At 27.8% G+C, this 18,066-nt stretch carries 17 protein-coding genes, 5 tRNA genes and 1 pseudogene; 9 read left to right on the top strand and 14 right to left on the bottom strand.

The genetic code is table 11. From position 1 onward, the window contains the following. The first annotated feature begins 12 nt into the window (after positions 1-12). The 4 genes and pseudogenes from J2Z42_RS07155 to J2Z42_RS07145 all read left to right on the top strand — a co-directional run bounded on the left by J2Z42_RS07155 (position 13) and on the right by J2Z42_RS07145 (position 4,093). Entirely contained in the window at positions 13-477 is a 465-nt protein-coding gene (locus J2Z42_RS07155; RefSeq protein ID WP_209701962.1) for a pyridoxamine 5'-phosphate oxidase family protein, read from the top strand. Between the two features lie 465 nt (positions 478-942). Next, positions 943-1,977, top strand: coding sequence for a helix-turn-helix domain-containing protein (locus tag J2Z42_RS07150; RefSeq protein ID WP_209701961.1), 1,035 nt, complete (start codon positions 943-945; stop codon positions 1,975-1,977). Positions 1,978-2,004: 27 nt separating this feature from the next. Continuing rightward, positions 2,005-2,136 (top strand): annotated as a pseudogene (locus J2Z42_RS14460) (flavodoxin); the annotation flags it as partial. Positions 2,137-2,968: 832 nt separating this feature from the next. After that, positions 2,969-4,093 carry an SLC13 family permease gene (locus tag J2Z42_RS07145; RefSeq protein ID WP_209701960.1) on the top strand — a complete coding sequence of 375 codons (1,125 nt, stop codon included), beginning with the start codon at positions 2,969-2,971 and terminating at the stop codon, positions 4,091-4,093. An 87-nt stretch (positions 4,094-4,180) separates the two neighbouring features. Here the strand turns inward: J2Z42_RS07145 and tnpB are convergent, their stop codons facing one another. After that, positions 4,181-5,269, bottom strand: a complete 1,089-nt coding sequence (tnpB, locus tag J2Z42_RS07140) for an IS200/IS605 family element RNA-guided endonuclease TnpB (RefSeq protein WP_209701959.1) — start codon at positions 5,267-5,269, stop codon at positions 4,181-4,183. A gap of 9 nt (positions 5,270-5,278) precedes the next feature. Further along, on the bottom strand, positions 5,279-5,677 hold the full coding sequence (tnpA, locus tag J2Z42_RS07135; protein WP_209701958.1) for an IS200/IS605 family transposase: 399 nt from the start codon (positions 5,675-5,677) through the stop codon (positions 5,279-5,281). A gap of 205 nt (positions 5,678-5,882) precedes the next feature. On the opposite strand from tnpA, the gene J2Z42_RS14760 reads away from it, so the two are divergent. Next, positions 5,883-6,005: an Arm DNA-binding domain-containing protein gene (locus tag J2Z42_RS14760; protein ID WP_342590005.1), complete on the top strand. Its 123-nt coding sequence runs from the start codon at positions 5,883-5,885 to the stop codon at positions 6,003-6,005. Next, positions 5,950-6,984 (top strand): tyrosine-type recombinase/integrase, encoded by a 1,035-nt coding sequence (locus tag J2Z42_RS14755; RefSeq protein WP_342590004.1) that lies wholly within the window; start codon positions 5,950-5,952, stop codon positions 6,982-6,984. The genes J2Z42_RS14760 and J2Z42_RS14755 overlap by 56 nt, the downstream gene beginning before the upstream one ends. A 149-nt stretch (positions 6,985-7,133) precedes the next feature. On the opposite strand, the gene J2Z42_RS07125 is transcribed toward J2Z42_RS14755, so the two are convergent. The 5 genes from J2Z42_RS07125 to J2Z42_RS07105 form a co-directional block, all read right to left on the bottom strand. Further along, positions 7,134-7,207: transfer RNA gene (locus tag J2Z42_RS07125), tRNA-Cys, on the bottom strand. A gap of 23 nt (positions 7,208-7,230) precedes the next feature. Then, positions 7,231-7,305: transfer RNA gene (locus tag J2Z42_RS07120), tRNA-Gly, on the bottom strand. Positions 7,306-7,313: 8 nt separating this feature from the next. Then, positions 7,314-7,389, bottom strand: a tRNA-Phe gene (locus tag J2Z42_RS07115). A gap of 5 nt (positions 7,390-7,394) precedes the next feature. Further along, positions 7,395-7,471, bottom strand: a tRNA-Asp gene (locus J2Z42_RS07110). Between the two features lie 5 nt (positions 7,472-7,476). After that, positions 7,477-7,552 (bottom strand) — tRNA-Val (locus J2Z42_RS07105). Positions 7,553-7,771: 219 nt separating this feature from the next. Here J2Z42_RS07105 and perR point away from each other — a divergent pair. Continuing rightward, entirely contained in the window at positions 7,772-8,188 is a 417-nt protein-coding gene (perR, locus tag J2Z42_RS07100) for a transcriptional regulator PerR (RefSeq protein ID WP_209701957.1), read from the top strand. 70 nt (positions 8,189-8,258) lie between these two features. Here the strand turns inward: perR and J2Z42_RS07095 are convergent, their stop codons facing one another. Next, the gene (locus J2Z42_RS07095; protein ID WP_209701956.1) at positions 8,259-9,467 is read right to left on the bottom strand and encodes an ABC transporter substrate-binding protein; all 1,209 of its coding nucleotides are present in this window, start codon (positions 9,465-9,467) and stop codon (positions 8,259-8,261) included. A gap of 113 nt (positions 9,468-9,580) precedes the next feature. Here J2Z42_RS07095 and J2Z42_RS07090 point away from each other — a divergent pair, with 113 nt between their 5' ends. Further along, the gene (locus J2Z42_RS07090; RefSeq protein WP_209701955.1) at positions 9,581-10,522 is read left to right on the top strand and encodes a VCBS repeat-containing protein; all 942 of its coding nucleotides are present in this window, start codon (positions 9,581-9,583) and stop codon (positions 10,520-10,522) included. Positions 10,523-10,667: 145 nt separating this feature from the next. Here the strand turns inward: J2Z42_RS07090 and J2Z42_RS07085 are convergent, their stop codons facing one another. Beyond that, positions 10,668-11,630, bottom strand: coding sequence for a helix-turn-helix transcriptional regulator (locus J2Z42_RS07085; RefSeq protein ID WP_209701954.1), 963 nt, complete (start codon positions 11,628-11,630; stop codon positions 10,668-10,670). A gap of 193 nt (positions 11,631-11,823) precedes the next feature. Between J2Z42_RS07085 and J2Z42_RS07080 the strand changes: the two genes are divergently transcribed. Then, a complete protein-coding gene (locus tag J2Z42_RS07080; protein WP_209701953.1) occupies positions 11,824-12,192 on the top strand; it encodes a hypothetical protein in 369 nt (122 codons plus the stop codon). Between the two features lie 62 nt (positions 12,193-12,254). Here J2Z42_RS07080 and J2Z42_RS07075 read toward each other — a convergent pair whose 3' ends face one another. The 5 genes from J2Z42_RS07075 to clpP all read right to left on the bottom strand — a co-directional run bounded on the left by J2Z42_RS07075 (position 12,255) and on the right by clpP (position 17,996). Beyond that, positions 12,255-12,947, bottom strand: coding sequence for a CPBP family intramembrane glutamic endopeptidase (locus J2Z42_RS07075; protein ID WP_209701952.1), 693 nt, complete (start codon positions 12,945-12,947; stop codon positions 12,255-12,257). A 22-nt stretch (positions 12,948-12,969) separates the two neighbouring features. After that, positions 12,970-13,560 (bottom strand): ribosome biogenesis GTP-binding protein YihA/YsxC, encoded by a 591-nt coding sequence (yihA, locus tag J2Z42_RS07070; RefSeq protein ID WP_209701951.1) that lies wholly within the window; start codon positions 13,558-13,560, stop codon positions 12,970-12,972. A gap of 30 nt (positions 13,561-13,590) precedes the next feature. Beyond that, on the bottom strand, positions 13,591-15,906 hold the full coding sequence (gene lon, locus J2Z42_RS07065) for an endopeptidase La (protein ID WP_209701950.1): 2,316 nt from the start codon (positions 15,904-15,906) through the stop codon (positions 13,591-13,593). A gap of 193 nt (positions 15,907-16,099) precedes the next feature. Beyond that, the gene (clpX, locus tag J2Z42_RS07060; protein WP_209701949.1) at positions 16,100-17,392 is read right to left on the bottom strand and encodes an ATP-dependent Clp protease ATP-binding subunit ClpX; all 1,293 of its coding nucleotides are present in this window, start codon (positions 17,390-17,392) and stop codon (positions 16,100-16,102) included. A 19-nt stretch (positions 17,393-17,411) separates the two neighbouring features. Further along, positions 17,412-17,996 carry an ATP-dependent Clp endopeptidase proteolytic subunit ClpP gene (gene clpP, locus J2Z42_RS07055; protein WP_209701948.1) on the bottom strand — a complete coding sequence of 195 codons (585 nt, stop codon included), beginning with the start codon at positions 17,994-17,996 and terminating at the stop codon, positions 17,412-17,414. Positions 17,997-18,066: the final 70 nt, after the last annotated feature.

Genomic DNA, 18,066 nt, shown 5'->3' with positions numbered 1-18,066 from the left:
GGAGTGATGAATATGTTTAGAAAAATGCGAAGAAGAGACAGAGAACTCAAAAATGATGAAGTCATTGAAATTTTAAAAAACAATGATTATGGTATACTATCAACTATAAGTCAAAATGGATATCCCTATGGTGTACCAATAAGTTATGTTTATATAAATAACTCAATATATTTTCATGGTGCTACAGAAGGACATAAATTAGATAATATATTAAATAATAGTAAAGTTTCTTTTTGTGTAGTTGGACAAACTTGTATTCTACCAGATAAATTTAGTACAAAATATGAGAGTGTAATTATATTTGGAATGGCAGTTGAAGTTTTTGATGATGAAAAAAGTTTAACTCTTTTAGAAATATTAAATAAATATTCGCCAGATTATATTGAAAAAGGAAAAGAATATATTAAAAATGCAAGTAAAGCAACTAAAGTAATAAAAATTAATATTGAACACATTTCTGGCAAAGCAAGGAGATAGTTAATATTAACTTATAATATATGAAGTTTCGTAATATTCTTAAAAGACGTATCAATCGTCAATGCGCCTTTTTGTTATATTAATTACCATAGTTTAGTTAATTTGTCCATGGATATGTTTGCTGATATTACACAGTTTTTATGTTTTCATAAATAGTAGTTCCATATTATAACATTTACTTTTTAGTACATAACACAGATGCTCCTTTTACAACATTATAAATAATGGAGTTTTTTAGCCTTAACCATTGATATAACCTTGGCAAGGCTATATTTGCAAGTGAAAATACTGTATCACAAGTAAGATCCTGAATATTCTATTAGGAAAACTACGTTAACCAATAGTTAATTTTTACGAATAAAAAATGAAAATACTTCAATTGTTTAAACTATATAGCTTTGATATGATTTAATTAACAGAGGTCGAAATTAATTAAATGTATAGATAAGTGAAGGAGTTTATTTTATGGGAATAAGTGAAGTTATTAGAAATTGCAGAAAAAAAGAAAATCTTACTCAAGAACAAGTTGCTAATTATTTAAATATTAGTACACCGGCAGTGAACAAGTGGGAAAATGGAATATCCTATCCAGATATAACGTTGCTATCACCTCTCGCACGTGTTCTGAAAATTGATGTTAATACTCTATTAGCATTTAATGAAAATTTAACACAGACAGAGGTTAATAAATTTGGGAAAGAAGTTGGTGAAATAGCCTCAAAAGAAGGTTTTCAAAAGGCTTTTGAAAGAGGTAGCGATTTAATCAAACAGTATTCAATTAGTGATGAATTAATCCTCAGAATAGCATCAATATTAAGGTTATTTTTAGCTGCACACCCAATGGAAGAAAAGGATAAATATGAGAAGAAAATTATTGCTTGGATTGAACTTGCAACAGCAAGTGGCAATGAAAAGACAGCTTCTATGGCAAAGTTAGCACTATCTGCAATATATAGAGAGAAAAAAGAGTATGAAAAAGCTCAAAAAATATTAGATAAAATTCCAGATATGGATCTAGATACGGAGAAAAAAATTCAACATGTGCTACTACTTGAAAGCAGTGGAAAATTTGATGAGGCTTATGACGTTTGTGAATACATATTATTTAATGATGCACATGAAGCATTGGCAGCTTTATTTTTTATAATAGAGATGCTATTAAAAGAAAATAAATTTAATGAGGCAGAAGAATACACAGAGCGTGCAAAAAGTGTAGTTGAAGTGTTTGATTTAGGATTGTACCAGAAATATGCATTAGATTTATATTTGGCAAAGGAAAAGCAAGATAAAGAAAAAGCTATAGAGATGATTATAAATATGGTAAACGAAGCAGACAGTATGGATACTATGAAGTCAAAGCTATACAAACATAGAAAATGGAAGTCAGCCAATAGTTGGAACAAAGATAAATATGAAAGCTTAGCAAAAATGAGAATTAAAAAAGACAAAAAACTTGATTTTGTAAAAGATGATCCTAGAATAAAATCTCTGCTAGAATAATACTAAAATTGATAAAACAGCTAATATGGTAGTTTTGCATGTAGAGGTTATGATACTTTTGGACCATTTAAATTATTTGGCGGAATTGCAAAAGGTAGACCGAATGATACTGATTTTGAGAATGCTAAAGATTTTGCAAAACATCTTATAATTTTCTAGTATTCTTATAGGATTTATTAAATGTAAATTTAATATATTTAAACAGTTGTAATTAATTATGTCCTAATTTGATAAACTACTTATGTGTTCGATTCATTTATCATGTTTTAAAAAAGGTGGTCTGATATTATGACTATTTTAAAAGAGCTTATTATCAGAGGTGTATTAGTTGTTGCATTAAATGATGCCATTATATTTTACTTGATTAATAAACATTCTCAGAAAATAACATTGACTTTAGCAATTGAAATTATAGTAATCACATGTATCGCATTAGTAATTAATATTTGGTATTGTCTTTATCGAAGAGGAATAATATAAACGCATTTTTCTTTTTTCATGTAACAATTAAAAAGTTAATAATTTATTGAAACGCCGTATTATTTTAAAAATTTTATGGCGTTTTTTATATCTGTAATACAAAAATACCAGGAATGAATAAAAGGTGTACTCTACCTGATCTCTGATTCCCGTGATAAAAGTAGTTATAAAGTTAACGAATAAGCAAGCAACCATATTATCAACTCCTCCTAAAAAACAAGCAATAGTAAATAATAGTGCATATGATGAAATTATTATAATCAATTTGTCAAAGGCTTTTATTTTATCATAGAAATCGAGTACAATACACATTAAAGACAGTATAGCATACAAAAATATTAAAGCAAATTTGAATATATTACGTCTTAACTATCGAAATTTAAAGTACGAACAATGATCTTTGATAACTGAATAATACGGTGTTATAAAATAAATTATAAGTTGTTTGAAATTTACTTAGTATTTAAAATAGGTTATAATTAATCTATTATCACCATCGGAGGAATATTTTATGAATGTAAAGCAGTTATGGAATAATGCCATACAAATTTTTAAAACAGAAATAGTTTTCGTTATTTCCTTATTTTTAGCGGTCTGCACTTCCATAATTTCTATACCAAAATTAAATTATATAAATTTCCAGGTATTAATATTAATGTTTAATCTTATGATGATAATAAGTGCATTTGAAAGATTAAAATTATTAGATAAGATAGCGGTTGAAATATTAACCAAACATAAAAGTCTTAGAATGGTTTCATTAATATTAACTTCCTTATGTTTTATTTCTTCAATGTTAATAACAAATGATGTGGCCCTAATAACTTTTGTACCACTTACCATGATTGTTGCAAAAAAGGCTAAGTTTAATCCAATAAAAATAGTAATTTTTGAAACCTTAGCTGTGAATATTGGTAGTAGTCTTACCCCAATGGGAAATCCACAGAATCTATATTTGTTTTCCTTTTTTAAAATGGGTATATTACCTTTCTTTAAGGTCACAATAGCTTTCGTATCAATAGGAGCATTGTGGTTGTATATTCTTAATTGCAGAATTTCAAATATAAATCTGGAATTCCATTTAGATAAAATTAAAATCAAAGATAAAAAAAATGTGTTTATTTACTGTAGTTTATTTATATTTATACTACTTTCTGTTTTCAATGTAGTTGACTATAGAGTCGCGTTTATAATAACCTTGCTTGTTAGTTTTATTATAGAAAGAAAATTATTTAAGGAAGTAGATTATTTCTTATTGCTTACTTTTGTATGTTTTTTTATAGCAATAGGCAATTTATCCAATATGACAATTATTGATAACTTTATGAGGAGAATTTTAACAAATAGTACAAATATATATTTTTCATCTATATTTTTTAGTCAGTTAATTAGTAACCTTCCTTGTACAATACTTTTATCTAAATTTACAAATTATTGGAAAGAGATATTGATTGGAGTAAATATTGGTGGTACGGGAACAATTATTGCTTCACTCGCCAGTTTAATATCTTATAAATTTTATGCTAAGGAATATGATGGAAAAAAATATCTATTTAAATTTACCATATATAATTTTGTTAGCCTTGTAATATTTACATTGCTATTTTATATATTTGTGAACTACCACCACTTATAGAAGTGGATGGCTTCTTGGTCAATATTCCTACTGGAACAAGTTTACCCAAGCTATAAAGGTCATTCCAACCTCAGTATATTACCAAAATTATATAGCTAATTTCAGCAGATTTTTACTAGCATTTATATCTTTATTGTGGTGTGTTCCACATTTAGGATATGTCAATTCTCTAAGTGCTAGATTTTTTACTTCTTTATTTTTATACCCACAAACTGAACATAATTGAGAACTAGCATAATTAGATGGTGCAATTATTATTTCCCTGCCATACCAATTAGCCTTATACTCTAACATTCTTCTAAATTCTGACCATGAAGCTTCGCTTATTGCTTTTGCTAACTTATGATTCTTTAGCATATTACTTATTCTTAAGTCCTCAATAACTATAGATTGGTTTTCTCTGATTAGTTTAATTGATAACTTATTTAAGAAATCTGCTCTTTGATTAGATATTTTTTCATGTAGTTTTGCTACTTTTAGCCTAGCTTTACGTCTATTGTTACTACCTTTTTGCTTTCTTGATAAATCCTTTTGAAGTTTGATAAGCTTCTTTTCTGATTTTCTAAGATGCTTTGGATTAGGTTCTCTGTATCCATCTGAACATATTGCAAATTCTTTGAGCCCAACATCTACACCTATTTTTTTATCTGTTTTAGGTAATTGAATATTTTCAGTATCAACCAATATTGATATGTAATATTTACCACTTGGCACTTGAGATATAGTACAAGATTTTATTATTCCTACAAATTTTCTATGTTGCTTTATCTTAATCGTAGATTTTAATTTAGGCACTTTAATATGGTTATTTTCAATGTACACAGTACCATTTTGATTATTGGTTGTATAACTGTTATAATTAGTTTTCTTACTTTTGAATTTAGGGAAACCATTTGATTTATCTCTAAAAAAATTTTTATATGCCTTATCTAAATTCATTTGAGCATTTGCTAAAGCTAAACTATCAACTTCTTTAAGCCATTCAAATTCTTTTTTATACTGTGCAGGTGTAGGATACTTAATCTGCTTAATATCCAAGTCTTTGTTTTCTTCATAGGATTTAATTCTATCTGATAACATTCGGTTATATATAAACCTAGTACAGCCAAATGTTTTAGATAAATATATTTGTTGTTCTTGATTTGGGTATAATCTGAATTTATAAGCTTTTAACATTTTCTCACCTCATTTCATTCTTTGATTTTCTATATATTTTCTAACTATAGCTATTGAAGCATCACCAGTTGTTATAAGGCAATAACTTCTCGACCAAAAATATTCTTTCCACAACTGGTTTCTTATCTGTGGAAACTCTTTTTTTATTAGTCTACTACTCGCACTTTTGTAAGCATTAATAAATTTTGATATATCTGTATTAGGACTACCACGGAAAAGTAAATGTATGTGGTCTAAATCGTGATTCCATTCTTCTAAAGTAATATTATATCTAGGGCATATATATTCAAATATTTCCTTTAATCTATTTGATATTTTATCATCTATGACTTTTCGTCTATACTTTATAACCAATACTAGATGATAGTTTAGTAAGAACACTGAATGATTATTGCTGTCAAATTTCATTGATAACACTACCTTTTTAGTATATGTAACTGATTATAGATTATCACAGTTGTTACCTATCGGCAAGTGCTGTCCATCTCCCACCTATAGAGGATGGGAGATGGACAGCACAGGAAGTTAAAATTTGATTTACTTTAGTTATATATTTTTTTAGTTTTAATGAGAACGTAAGTTCTCATTAAATATTAAAAGGGAGACGATTTTAGTGAAAGGCACGATAAGAAAAAATGGTTCAACATGGTCTTATTTAGTTTATATAGGAGAGGATCAAAATGGGAAGAAAAAATATAAAAGGAAAAGGGGTTTTAAAACAAAAAAAAGAATGTGAATCCTCATTAGCAAATTTTATAACAAATTTAGAAAAAGGCACTGCAGTAATAAATGATCAATCTAATGTAAAAGATTTTCTAGATTACTGGTTAGAAGTATATCCTAAGAAGCAATGCCAGCCTACTACTTATAAAAGATACAAAGAATTTTCAAAACATATAATTGAGTATTTGGGAAAGTACAAGCTTACTAAACTAAATGTGTTGATTGTACAAAAATTTTATAATGATTTAAGTGAAAAAGAAGGATTATCTAATAATACTATAATTAAAGTTCACCGTATGCTCCACCTAGCACTTAGACATGCTCAAAAATGGCAGATGGTAGCTGTAAATGTATGCGATATAGTAGATCCTCCCAAGTCAACTCCAATAAAAATAAAATACTGGAATGCAGATGAAGTACCCTTTTATCTCCAAAAATTAAAAAGCACAGAATTATATCCCCTAATTTTTGTAGCTGTTAGCACTGGATTACGAGAAGGTGAGCTGTTAGCACTACAGTGGGATGATATAGATATGATTAATGGTACTGTTAAAATAAATAAAACATTATCAAGATTAAACGGGAAATTAGTTCTCAAAGAACCTAAAACTGAAAACTCTAAAAGAGAAGTTGTTTTATTAGATTCAACTATAATCTTCCTAAAAACACTAAAGAAAAAAGCCATGGAACAAAAACTTGAACATGGCATAGATTTAAATTATGTATTTCGTAAAAAAGATGGATCTATATACAGACCTGAATTTATATCAAAAAGATTCAGGCAGCTTTGTAGTGAAAATAATATACCTTCTATAAGATTCCACGATCTACGTCACACACACGCTACTATGATGTTAAAATTAGGTGTCAATGAAAAAGTCATCTCAGAGCGATTGGGTCACTCTAGAGTTAGTTTTACTCTTGATACTTATACACATGTGGACACAACTATGCAAAGAGACGAAATACAAAAATTAAATCGTATATTATAAAAAATAATTTCAAAAAATCTTTCACTTTATTAGTGTTTTTAATTGTAAAAATTTAGAATACAGCCAAAAGACAACCAAATCACTAATTTTTATATTAATTTAATATTTTTTAAAGCCCTTGAAACTGTTGAATTTCAAGGGCTTATCTATGGAGGCGCCATCCAGATTTGAACTGGAGATAAAGGTTTTGCAGACCTCTGCCTTACCACTTGGCTATAGCGCCATAAATATAATATTATGTTTTATTGGAGCGGAAGACGAGATTCGAACTCGCGACGTTCACCTTGGCAAGGTGACGCTCTACCACTGAGCCACTCCCGCAACAAAACTGGTGGCCAGACCAGGAATCGAACCAGGGACACGAGGATTTTCAGTCCTCTGCTCTACCGACTGAGCTATCTGGCCAACTTTGGCGACCCAGAAGGGGATCGAACCCTCGACCTCCGGCGTGACAGGCCGGCACTCTAACCAGCTGAGCCACTGGGCCTTCTATGGTGGGCACAACAGGGCTCGAACCTGTGACCCTCTGCTTGTAAGGCAGATGCTCTCCCAGCTGAGCTATGCGCCCAAAACTTTAATCATTGTCACTTTGCCGTCGCAACAATTAATATTATATATGCTCAACTTTATATTGTCAATACTTAATTATAAATTTTTCATAATAAATGAATAAAAATTTGAAAATCCATTTTTTAAATTTTTAAGAATATCTGCTAAAAGTTACTTTTGACAAGTAATAATTTTTATTATATAGTTATAATTAATATTACTAGTAAGGATGATGAGTATGGATAATTTAACATGTATTTTTAAAGAAAAAAAGTTAAAATTAACTCCACAGCGTATAGCTGTATATAAGTTTTTAAAATCTACCAAAAAACATCCTTCTGCAGAAACTATATACAAATCTCTTCTATCAGAATATCCTACCATGAGTTTGGCAACTGTTTATAAAGCTCTTAAAACACTAGTTGATGTAAACTTAGTACAAGAACTAAATGTAGGTGAAGGTAACTTTAGATATGATGGCAATACACAGCCACATCCACATATTCAATGCATACAATGTGGAAGAGTAGATGATGTAGAAGGAATTTGCTTTTCTAGCTTGAATGAAAAAATTAAAGATAAAGTCAATTATGAGGTCATAAGCAATCAGGTATATTTCTATGGAATATGTCCGGATTGTCAAAAGAAGAACTAATCAATTTTAAAAGGGTTAATTTAAAATAGAAAAATACTTTCTATTATAAGTTAGCCCCTCTTTATAAATATCAATACGAACTATTTATTATATCATTCCATTCATTTCCCGTATATTTTCCTGAAAATATATCATCTATTTTAGAAGATATATTTCTTACAATTTTATATGGAATATTATACACAATTGCTATTGTGTCTTCTGTAGAATTTTTTATATGTGATAAAACAATATTTTTTGCCCCTTTATTTTGAATTTTTGTATTCTTGATACCTGTAACAAATCCCATTCTAGAAAATTCTTTCTGCATCTTATCTCCAAAAGTAAATTTCATGAAATCATCTACTTCGGCGGCATTACTGCTTTTAGTTGGAATACACATTACCATATTTGATATAACAGGTATTTTTATATTTGGCAGTTTTTCATCTAAAGAACCTATATATTGAGATTTTATGTCATTTATATAATAAGATGACATAAAAATCAGAGGTATCTCTCCCCTATCAAATTTACTTATTGCACTTTCATTTCCTAATTGAAAAGTATCCTTAGTTATATATCCACTTTTAGTTAGATTATTTATATTGTTGAAAATTTTTTGAATATAAGTCAGCTCTTTATATTTTTCAGGACTACTATCATATATTTCTTGTAATTTAGACATAGAAATTAGCTCATTAGCTGCCATTAAAGAAAATAGTCCATTATTTATATCCATTCCCTCATTTAAAATCACTGGAACTTTTTCAGAAGTTGAATTTATTTTTTTTAATAAATTATGAAATTCTTCAGTTGTCTCTGGAACTTTTATTTTTTCTTTCTCAAAATATTTTTTATTATACAGTAATTCAAATGTATACGGAATTATTGGAATACCATAATATTTATCATTGAACCTTCCATATGACTTCATCACAGAATAGTATCTGTTTGCAATATTATTTTCTGTATAGAAATTTTTCATATCTGAGATTAATCCTTTTCTAGAAAAATTAAACATATCATCTCTTTTAATAAACAATATATCATTATTGTTCACTATATTGCTATCTATTTTATCATTTACAAAATTATTTACATTCAATTTCAGTTTGGGATTTTTCTTTTTATATAGGTCTGTCAAAGTCTTTATTGTATTTAAATTTTCTTTATCTTTTACTCCTATATACAAATTAAGTTGTTTCTCTCTAGACACTTCCTTTTTAAAAGAACAGCCGGTACTATTAAATAAAAGAATAAATATTAAAAAAAATAGAGTTACTTTTTTATAAAACATATCCCTCTGCCACCTTTTTATAAAATCAATTCTACATATCATCATATAAATTTATTTTGTGCATATTAATTAAATATATAATTGATTCATTTATTTAATTGGAGGTGAAATTTATGAAGTTAAGAGTAATATTTCTAAGGAAAAAACATATTTTATTTATAATACCACTAATTGTATTTATATTAATGATGGTATTTTTAATATATAGACATTATTTTTATATAACTTCTCCAACCTTCAGCAATATATCAAAAGATACAATTTTAAAAGCTGACTTTAATGGAGATGGAATAAATGATGCACTGTATATAAAGCAATCCGGTAATAAATATTTAGGAAAGATAAAAATAAAAGATAAGATATTTGACCTTATTACTGATGATAATCAATCAACAATAAGCAATTATTATCCATATTGGCCTCTTAGAATAACAATAATGGATGTATCTAGAAATAGAATCCCAGAAATATTTATTCAAGGTTCCCTTGGCAAAAATTCTCTTCAAAGAGTTTTTGCTTTTAATGGAACTAAATTTGAAAATATATTTTCAAATTCTAATAATATACTTGGATTTATAGATTGTACTAACAATAGAACTCCTAAAATTATTACTGGAAAATTTGATGGTTATAATATGTCTCTTACCAATTACATATTTTTAAATTATAAATTTAAAAATTATAATTTAGAAGATAATCCCAGTTTTATAGGTAAAGATACAATTTGTTCTTTTATAAATTTTATTCAGGGACTTCCTTCAAGTAAATCTTATGTTCCAAATAATATTTTTTCTCCTAATTTATCTAACGAAGATACATATCTGATAGATAAACTAGCTAAAGAAAATAATACTTATGTATTTCAGGACGCTCTGTTTATGGAAAAGAAGTGTGATAAAAAAGGTAATTCTTATGAAATATCATGGTCCCTAAATTTTAAGGGATTTTCAAATTCAGATTCTTCTATAATGAAAAACTATACTATAAATTTAATTCTCGTATATGATAAAAATAGTAGTAATTCTAATTATTTCAAAATAATATCTATGTATTGATTTTGAAAATATAAAAGGGACCGCTTTTACGGTCCCAAGGGGGATGGGGGGTTATTACATCAAATAAATATATTTGATGTTAGGAGAATGTATCTCCGATTACAATTAATATAATGCCCCATAATAAGTATTTTATTCACATTAATTAAAAATTTTTATATTTTTCATTTAATTCATCTATTTCCTGTTTTATTTCATTTCTTAAATACAATGGTTCTATTATCTCTGCATCTTTTCCAAATCCCAATATCCATGCCTTTACATCATCAGTGCCGTCTAAATATATGGTAAACAGTATACTATCTTTAGAAAGTTCTTTTATATGCTGATTAATATGCCATTTACAGCTTTTTATAAATGCTACTGATTTTCCTGTAAATTTTATTACAACTTTTGTTTTGTTTTCATTAAAGGTACAACAGTTTTTATTCAAAAATTCATTCAACGAGAAATTATGTGGTCTCATGTATACATCTTTAGTTATTTTCAAAGATTTTATCCTGGTTAAATCAAATACATCCACATCATTTTTTACGTCGCAATATCCTATTACATACCATGAACCTTCTTTAAATATCAGATTATATGGATCAACTTTTACCATAGAAGAATCATTTTTATTAATTGAAAAATAATCTATGCTTAAACTTCTCCCTCTGTTCATGGATATATTTATTTTAGATATTTTTTCTTCCAAACTTTCTTCATTACCTATAAGTTCTAAAGAAAATAAACCAGTATCCCTAAAATCGTTAAACTCTTCGGAATTATTTAAACTAAGTTGTTTTATCTTGCAAACAGCATCTTTAAGTTGATTTTCATAAATAAAACCGTTTTCCTTTGTAAGCAGATATGTTGACATAATAAGACTTTTTAGTTCCTCTTTAGTTAAGTTAAATGGTTTCATATAAAAATTCTTATCTATATAAAATCCACCATATCTTCCTTTTACAGTATGTACAGGTATATTTGCCTTATTTAAGCTATCTATATATCTATATATGGTTTTCTTATCAACCTTTAGAGTTTCAGATAATTCACTAGCTGTAACAAGCTCTTTATATTGCAATGTTAATATTATTTCCAATAAATGGGAAAATTTTGACATTCTATTTTACCTCCGCTATAAATTATAATAACTCTTATTGTTATCGTTAACTTTTATCGTTTTTTTAGTGTGGTTAAATAAAATTTATAAAATTACATTTGTATCAAATATTTTTCTTCTGAATAATATATAGTATATAAATATAACACATAAAGATAAGAAAATAAAAACTCTTTAAGGAGGCTTAATTGAAATGTCAAAACATCACCGCAAAAATATGAATACTGGATTTAATTTAGGTGATTTGTTAGGCAATATAGATTTGCCACAACTTATATCCATAATGTCCTCTATAAGTGGCTCACGAAACTCAGGGTCAAATGACCAAATTGGCTCAATGCTTAACAATTTAAACCTTGGAAATTCAATTAAAGATGGATCAGGTAAATTTAATAATTCTGATTTAAAATCTAAACTTTCAACTTTAGAAAGTAGACTTTCAAATCTTGAAAATAGAAGTGCTATGGAAGATGAATTATTAAAAAAAATAAGAGAATTAAAAAATTCTCCTGATGCAGCAAAATCTTTAAATGATTTCGTTGATTCAAACTTTAATAATTAAACTAACTTTAAAGCACTGTTAGATTAAGTTTTAACAGTGCTTGTGTTTAAACTTATTATAAATTATATTTTTTGAGAAATAATTATCATCATAGTTATACTATTAAAAAAGGCATGATTAAATACTGCGTACCAGTATCCTTTTTTGTGTATTAAATAGCAATTGTATATGCCTATCCAAAATATTACCAGAGAAGCAGCTAAGCTAAAATGAACAACTGAAAAAATAACACTACTTAAAATAGCTGAAAAATATATTCCTATTCTATTTTTAAAGATTTTTTCAAAAAATAGCCATCTAAATATAAACTCTTCAAGTACAGGTGCACAAATTACAACTAAAGGTACCATAAATATAACTCTTTTTAATGACATATCTATCATATTTGTTACAATTTGTTGATTATTTAAATTAAAATTTAGATTAGAGGCTATTGTTCTCTCAAATAATAATATTGATATAGTAACTAAGTAAGAGAACACGGCTGCTTTTAAACATTTAAAAAAATTGAATCTTCTAATATTAAATACATAAAATTCATCTGTAAATCTCATATAAACTATATCATATATTACAAATAGAAAAGGTACGATGTTTTGAGTATGAAAACAAAGAACTACATATAATATACTTATAATTGCTAAAATTATCTTATTTCTTTCTCTTTTAAGCCAATGTTTTCCAAATACTATAAGTGGTGGAATATACACTATAAAAAAGATCAGTGCATTTTTTATTAAATTTAATTTAATCATAATAATTTCCTCCGATATAATACTAATTATCCTCTATTATACCTTCAATTTCATTTAAAAGCTGATCTTTACCAAATTTATTTAATGATGAAAATGTTAAAATCTTATGATTAGAATCTAAGTCAAGGGTGTCCCTTATAATTTTTAAATTTTTATTTAATTGATTTTTAGATAGTTTATCTATTTTAGTTGCTACAACTATAACATTGTATTTATAATATTTTATCCAATTGTACATAGTAACATCATCTGAAGTTGGCTTATGTCTTGAATCTAAAAGTAAAATTATAGCCTTTAGCTGTTCTCTTCTTGTAAGATATGTTTCTATTATTTTTCTCCAGCTATCTTTTTGTGATTTTGAAATTTTAGCATAACCATAACCTGGTAAATCTACAAAATAAAATTTTTTATTAATCATGAAAAAATTTATAAGTCTTGTCTTTCCAGGCGTACTACTTACTTTAACCAATTTTCGTCTATTTACAATGGTATTTATTAAAGATGATTTTCCTACATTAGATCTACCTACAAAAGCTATTTCCTTAAAATTATCTTTTGGATACTGATTTTTCTTTACTGCTGAAATTATAAACTCAGCCTGCTTTACCTCCACAATTACTCACCTCCTAAAAATGCCCTAATATTAATTCATTAGAGCATTTTTTAATACTGTATCTATGTTATCTGCAAGTATATAATTTACTTTACTTTTCACATCTTTAGGTATTTTTTTCAAATCTTTTTCATTATCTTTAGGTATTATAATAGTATCTATTCCAGCTCTGTAAGCTGCAAGACTTTTTTCCTTAAGTCCACCAATTGGAAGTACCCTGCCTGTAAGAGTTATTTCTCCCGTCATAGCTACATTATGTTTGACTTTTTTCTTGCTAAGTGCAGAAACCATGGCTGTAATCATAGTAACTCCAGCTGAAGGTCCATCTTTAGGAATAGCTCCCTCCGGTACATGTATATGTAAATCATAGTTTTTATAGAAGTCTTTTTCTATACCACTATATTTTTTACAATTAGCCCTTACATAGCTATACCCGGCTTTAGCTGATTCTTTCATCACGTCACCAAGCTGACCTGTAAGTTCTAGTCTTCCTTTTCCAGGCATAATAGCTGCTTCTATAGGAAGAGTGTCACCACCATAAGCCGTCCATGCCATTCCCATTACTACGCCTACTCTATCCTCCATATCTGCTTTATCATATGTAAACATATCAGAACCCAAATACGATTTTGCCTTAGTAACATTCACAAATATTTTTTGTTTATTTTTTTCTATGATCTCAGTAATTGATTTCCTTATTATAGAAGCTATTTTTCTCTCTAGATTTCTTACACCAGATTCTCTTGTATAATTATCAATTACAGTATATATAGCCGCATCAGAAAATTTAATTTTATCATCTTTAATTCCATTTTCTTTTAACTGTCTTGGAATTAAATAATTTTTGCATATATGAAATTTTTCTTCACTTGTATATCCAGACACCTGTATTATTTCCATTCTGTCAATAAGAGGCATTGGTATAGTATCCAAGGTATTAGCAGTAGTTATAAAAAGCACATTTGATAAATCAAAATCAAGTTCAATATAATGATCTCTAAATGTATTATTTTGTTCACTATCTAAGACCTCTAAAAGTGCATCTGCAGGATTTCCTTTAAAATCCAGTCCCATTTTATCAATTTCGTCTAATAAAAATAACGGATTATTGGATTTTGCCTCCTTTATTCCATATATTATCCTTCCAGGAATAGAACCTACATAAGTTCTCCTATGACCTCTTATTTCAGCTTCATCTCTTATTCCACCCAAAGACATTCTCACAAAGTTCCTGTTTAATGCTTTTGCTATTGATTTAGCAATAGATGTTTTACCTACCCCTGGAGGTCCTACAAGGCATAAAATTGGACCCTTTAAAGATTTACTCACATTCTTAACTGCCAGATATTCAATTATTCTATCTTTTACATCTTTTAAACCATAATGCTCTTTTTCAAGTACATTTCTAACATTCTTTATATTAAGATTATCTTTTGTTTTTACATTCCATGGAAGATCAAGTATCCAATCCAAATACGTTTTTATTATTCCCGATTCTGTAGAATAATCTCCACAATTTTTTAATCTGTCAAGTTCATAAATTGCTTTTTCCTTAACTTGTTTTGGAAGCTTTCTTTTTAATATTTTTTCTTTATATTTCTTTATTTCTTTTTTGTTTCTATCATCTTCGCCAAGTTCATTCTGTATTATTTTAAGTTGTTCTCTCAAATAATAATCTTTCTGATTTTTATCTATATTATTTTTTACTTCTATTCCTATTTTATTTTCTATTTTTAAAATTTCTATTTCGTTTGCAAGAATAGAAAGTATTTTTTCCAACCTGTCTTCTATTTTACAAGCATCTAAAATTTGCTGTTTTTTATTTTGATCTACTTCCAAATATGCACTTATAGTATCTGCTAACCTACCCGGATTGTCCATATCATCTAATTCAATTATAGACTCAGATCCATTATCTCCTGATAAATTCATATATTCATGAAATTTTTTAACTACAAGTCTAATTAATGCCTTGCAATTATCATCAACATCTTTGCTATCTTCTATTACTTCAATTTTAACTTTAAAGAAAGGTTTTTCTTCTAAATATTCTTTTAATATACCTCTCTTTTCACCTTCTACAAGTACTCTTATAGTATTTTCAGGTAGCTTTAACATCTGCTTTATTGTACAAATTGTACCAGTTTCAAATATATCTTCTTTATTAGGTTCTTCAACTACATATTCTTTTTGCGATGACAAAAATACCTTTTGTCCATTAATCATAGCCTCTTCTAACGCAAGTTTAGATTTTTCTCTACCTACATCAAAATGTAAAACCATATATGGAAATATAGTAACACCTCTTAATGGAATCAGAGGAATAACTTCTAAATTTTTATCCATATTTCTCTCCTCACTTTAAACAATTTGCCTTATAAAAATCATCCAAAATACATCAGACTAATATATTATAACTATAAAACAATGATTTTTCAATTATTCAGTTTTTTTCAGCAATAGTAACTTTATATAAAAAAAGGATTCAGTATCAAAAATAAAATTCGATACTAAATCCTTTATTTTTTTAAAATTTTTTCTATGCTGTTTCCGGACCTTTCCTAGTTCTTGATTTCTTAACCTTTAAAGAAGGTCTTTTTTCACCATTTTCAACTTTTACAACTTCAGGCTTTTTATCACTGATAGTCTGTTTATTTACTATAACTTTACATATATCTTCTTTTGAAGGTATGTCAAACATTATATCATTCATAGTTTCTTCTATTATAGCCCTAAGTCCCCTTGCACCTGTATTCCTTTTTAATGCTTCATCAGCAATTGCATCTAGAGCTTCATCTTTAAATTCAAGCTCTACATTATCTAATTCAAAAAGTTTTCTATATTGCTTTACAAGTGCATTTTTAGGTTTTACAAGTATATTCTTAAGTGCTTCCTTATTTAATGCTTCCAAGGTAACAACAATAGGAATTCTTCCTATAAACTCAGGTATAAGTCCAAATTTCAGAAGATCTCCTGGCATTATTTCTTTAAGAAGCTTTCCTATATCCTTTTCTTTTTTGGATTGTATTTTAGCACCAAAGCCAAGAGTACTGGTTCTTGTTCTATGCTCTATAATACTATCTATTCCATCAAAAGCTCCTCCACATATAAACAATATATTAGTTGTATTTATTTGAATAAACTCTTGATGAGGGTGTTTTCTACCTCCCTGTGGTGGTACAGATGCAACTGTGCCTTCTAATATCTTTAAAAGTGCCTGCTGCACACCTTCTCCTGAAACATCTCTTGTAATAGATGGATTTTCAGATTTTCTAGCTATCTTATCTATTTCATCTATATATACAATTCCATGTTCAGCTCTCTCTATATCATAATCAGCATTTTGTATAAGTTTAAGTAAAATATTCTCAACATCTTCTCCTACATATCCAGCTTCAGTTAATGTAGTAGCATCTGCTATTGCAAATGGAACATTTAAGAATTTTGCCAGTGTTTGTGCTAAAAGAGTTTTTCCTGAACCAGTAGGCCCCAATAAAAGTATGTTACTTTTTTGAAGCTCAACATCATCATTTTGAGAATTAGAATTTATTCTTTTATAATGGTTATAAACTGCTACTGATAATGATTTTTTAGCTTGATCCTGACCAATTACGTATTGATCTAAATAATTTTTAATTTCCAAAGGCTTTGGAAGTGAAGTCATATCTAATTGAACATCATCTTCAAATTCATCACTTATTATTTCAGAACAAAGTTCTATACATTCATCGCAAATGTATACTCCCGGTCCTGCTATCAATCTTCTTACCTGATCCTGAGTTTTACCACAGAATGAACATTTAAGTTGTTTTCTATCATCATTTTTGGCCATTACTACACCTCACTAAAGGTTATTTTTTCTTCTCAATAACCTCATCTATTAATCCATAATTTTTAGCCTCTTCTGCTGTCATAAAATTATCTCTTTCTGTATCTTTTTCAATAGTTTCTAATGGTTGACCTGTTCTCTCACTCAATATTTTATTCATTTTTTTCTTTATTGAAATTATTCTTTTTGCATGAATTCCTATATCTGTTGCTTGACCCTGGAAACCACCTAAAGGTTGATGTATCATTATTTCAGCATTTGGAAGTGAAAATCTTTTCCCTTTTGCACCAGCTGTAAGTAAAAATTCTCCCATGGAAGCTGCCATACCCATACATATAGTAGATACATCACATTTTATATATTGCATTGTATCATAAATTGCCATTCCTGCTGTTATAGAACCCCCTGGACTATTTATATATAAATATATATCTTTGTCAGGATCTTCTGCTTCCAAAAATAACAGTTGTGCTACTACAAGACTTGCTGAAGCATCATTAACTTCTTCACATAGCATTATTATCCTATCCTTTAGAAGTCTAGAATAAATATCGTAAGATCTTTCTCCTCTATTAGTCTGTTCAACAACTACTGGTACTAAACTCATAAAATCTCTCCTCCTTTATATAACCACTTCAAATGATTATTACATATATTTTTTTATTCACAATTTAAAT

Origin of the sequence: Clostridium algifaecis (assembly GCF_017874415.1) — a bacterium.
In the GTDB taxonomy this organism is placed as follows: Bacteria; Bacillota; Clostridia; order Clostridiales; family Clostridiaceae; genus Clostridium_B; species Clostridium_B algifaecis.
The sequence above is the reverse complement of the archived record's forward strand: the minus strand, read 5'-3'. Positions and strand labels throughout refer to the sequence as shown.

Coding starts and splice junctions, on each gene's coding strand:
- J2Z42_RS07075 (WP_209701952.1), bottom strand. CDS start 12,947: ATGATTAAATTAAATTTAATAAAAAATGCACTGATCTTTTTTATAGTG.
- tnpA (WP_209701958.1), bottom strand. CDS start 5,677: ATGAAATTTGACAGCAATAATCATTCAGTGTTCTTACTAAACTATCAT.
- J2Z42_RS07090 (WP_209701955.1), top strand. CDS start 9,581: ATGAAGTTAAGAGTAATATTTCTAAGGAAAAAACATATTTTATTTATA.
- perR (WP_209701957.1), top strand. CDS start 7,772: ATGGATAATTTAACATGTATTTTTAAAGAAAAAAAGTTAAAATTAACT.
- J2Z42_RS07145 (WP_209701960.1), top strand. CDS start 2,969: ATGAATGTAAAGCAGTTATGGAATAATGCCATACAAATTTTTAAAACA.
- lon (WP_209701950.1), bottom strand. CDS start 15,906: ATGGATAAAAATTTAGAAGTTATTCCTCTGATTCCATTAAGAGGTGTT.
- J2Z42_RS07095 (WP_209701956.1), bottom strand. CDS start 9,467: ATGTTTTATAAAAAAGTAACTCTATTTTTTTTAATATTTATTCTTTTA.
- J2Z42_RS14755 (WP_342590004.1), top strand. CDS start 5,950: ATGGGAAGAAAAAATATAAAAGGAAAAGGGGTTTTAAAACAAAAAAAA.
- J2Z42_RS07085 (WP_209701954.1), bottom strand. CDS start 11,630: ATGTCAAAATTTTCCCATTTATTGGAAATAATATTAACATTGCAATAT.
- J2Z42_RS07155 (WP_209701962.1), top strand. CDS start 13: ATGTTTAGAAAAATGCGAAGAAGAGACAGAGAACTCAAAAATGATGAA.
- clpP (WP_209701948.1), bottom strand. CDS start 17,996: ATGAGTTTAGTACCAGTAGTTGTTGAACAGACTAATAGAGGAGAAAGA.
- J2Z42_RS07150 (WP_209701961.1), top strand. CDS start 943: ATGGGAATAAGTGAAGTTATTAGAAATTGCAGAAAAAAAGAAAATCTT.
- tnpB (WP_209701959.1), bottom strand. CDS start 5,269: ATGTTAAAAGCTTATAAATTCAGATTATACCCAAATCAAGAACAACAA.
- J2Z42_RS07080 (WP_209701953.1), top strand. CDS start 11,824: ATGTCAAAACATCACCGCAAAAATATGAATACTGGATTTAATTTAGGT.
- clpX (WP_209701949.1), bottom strand. CDS start 17,392: ATGGCCAAAAATGATGATAGAAAACAACTTAAATGTTCATTCTGTGGT.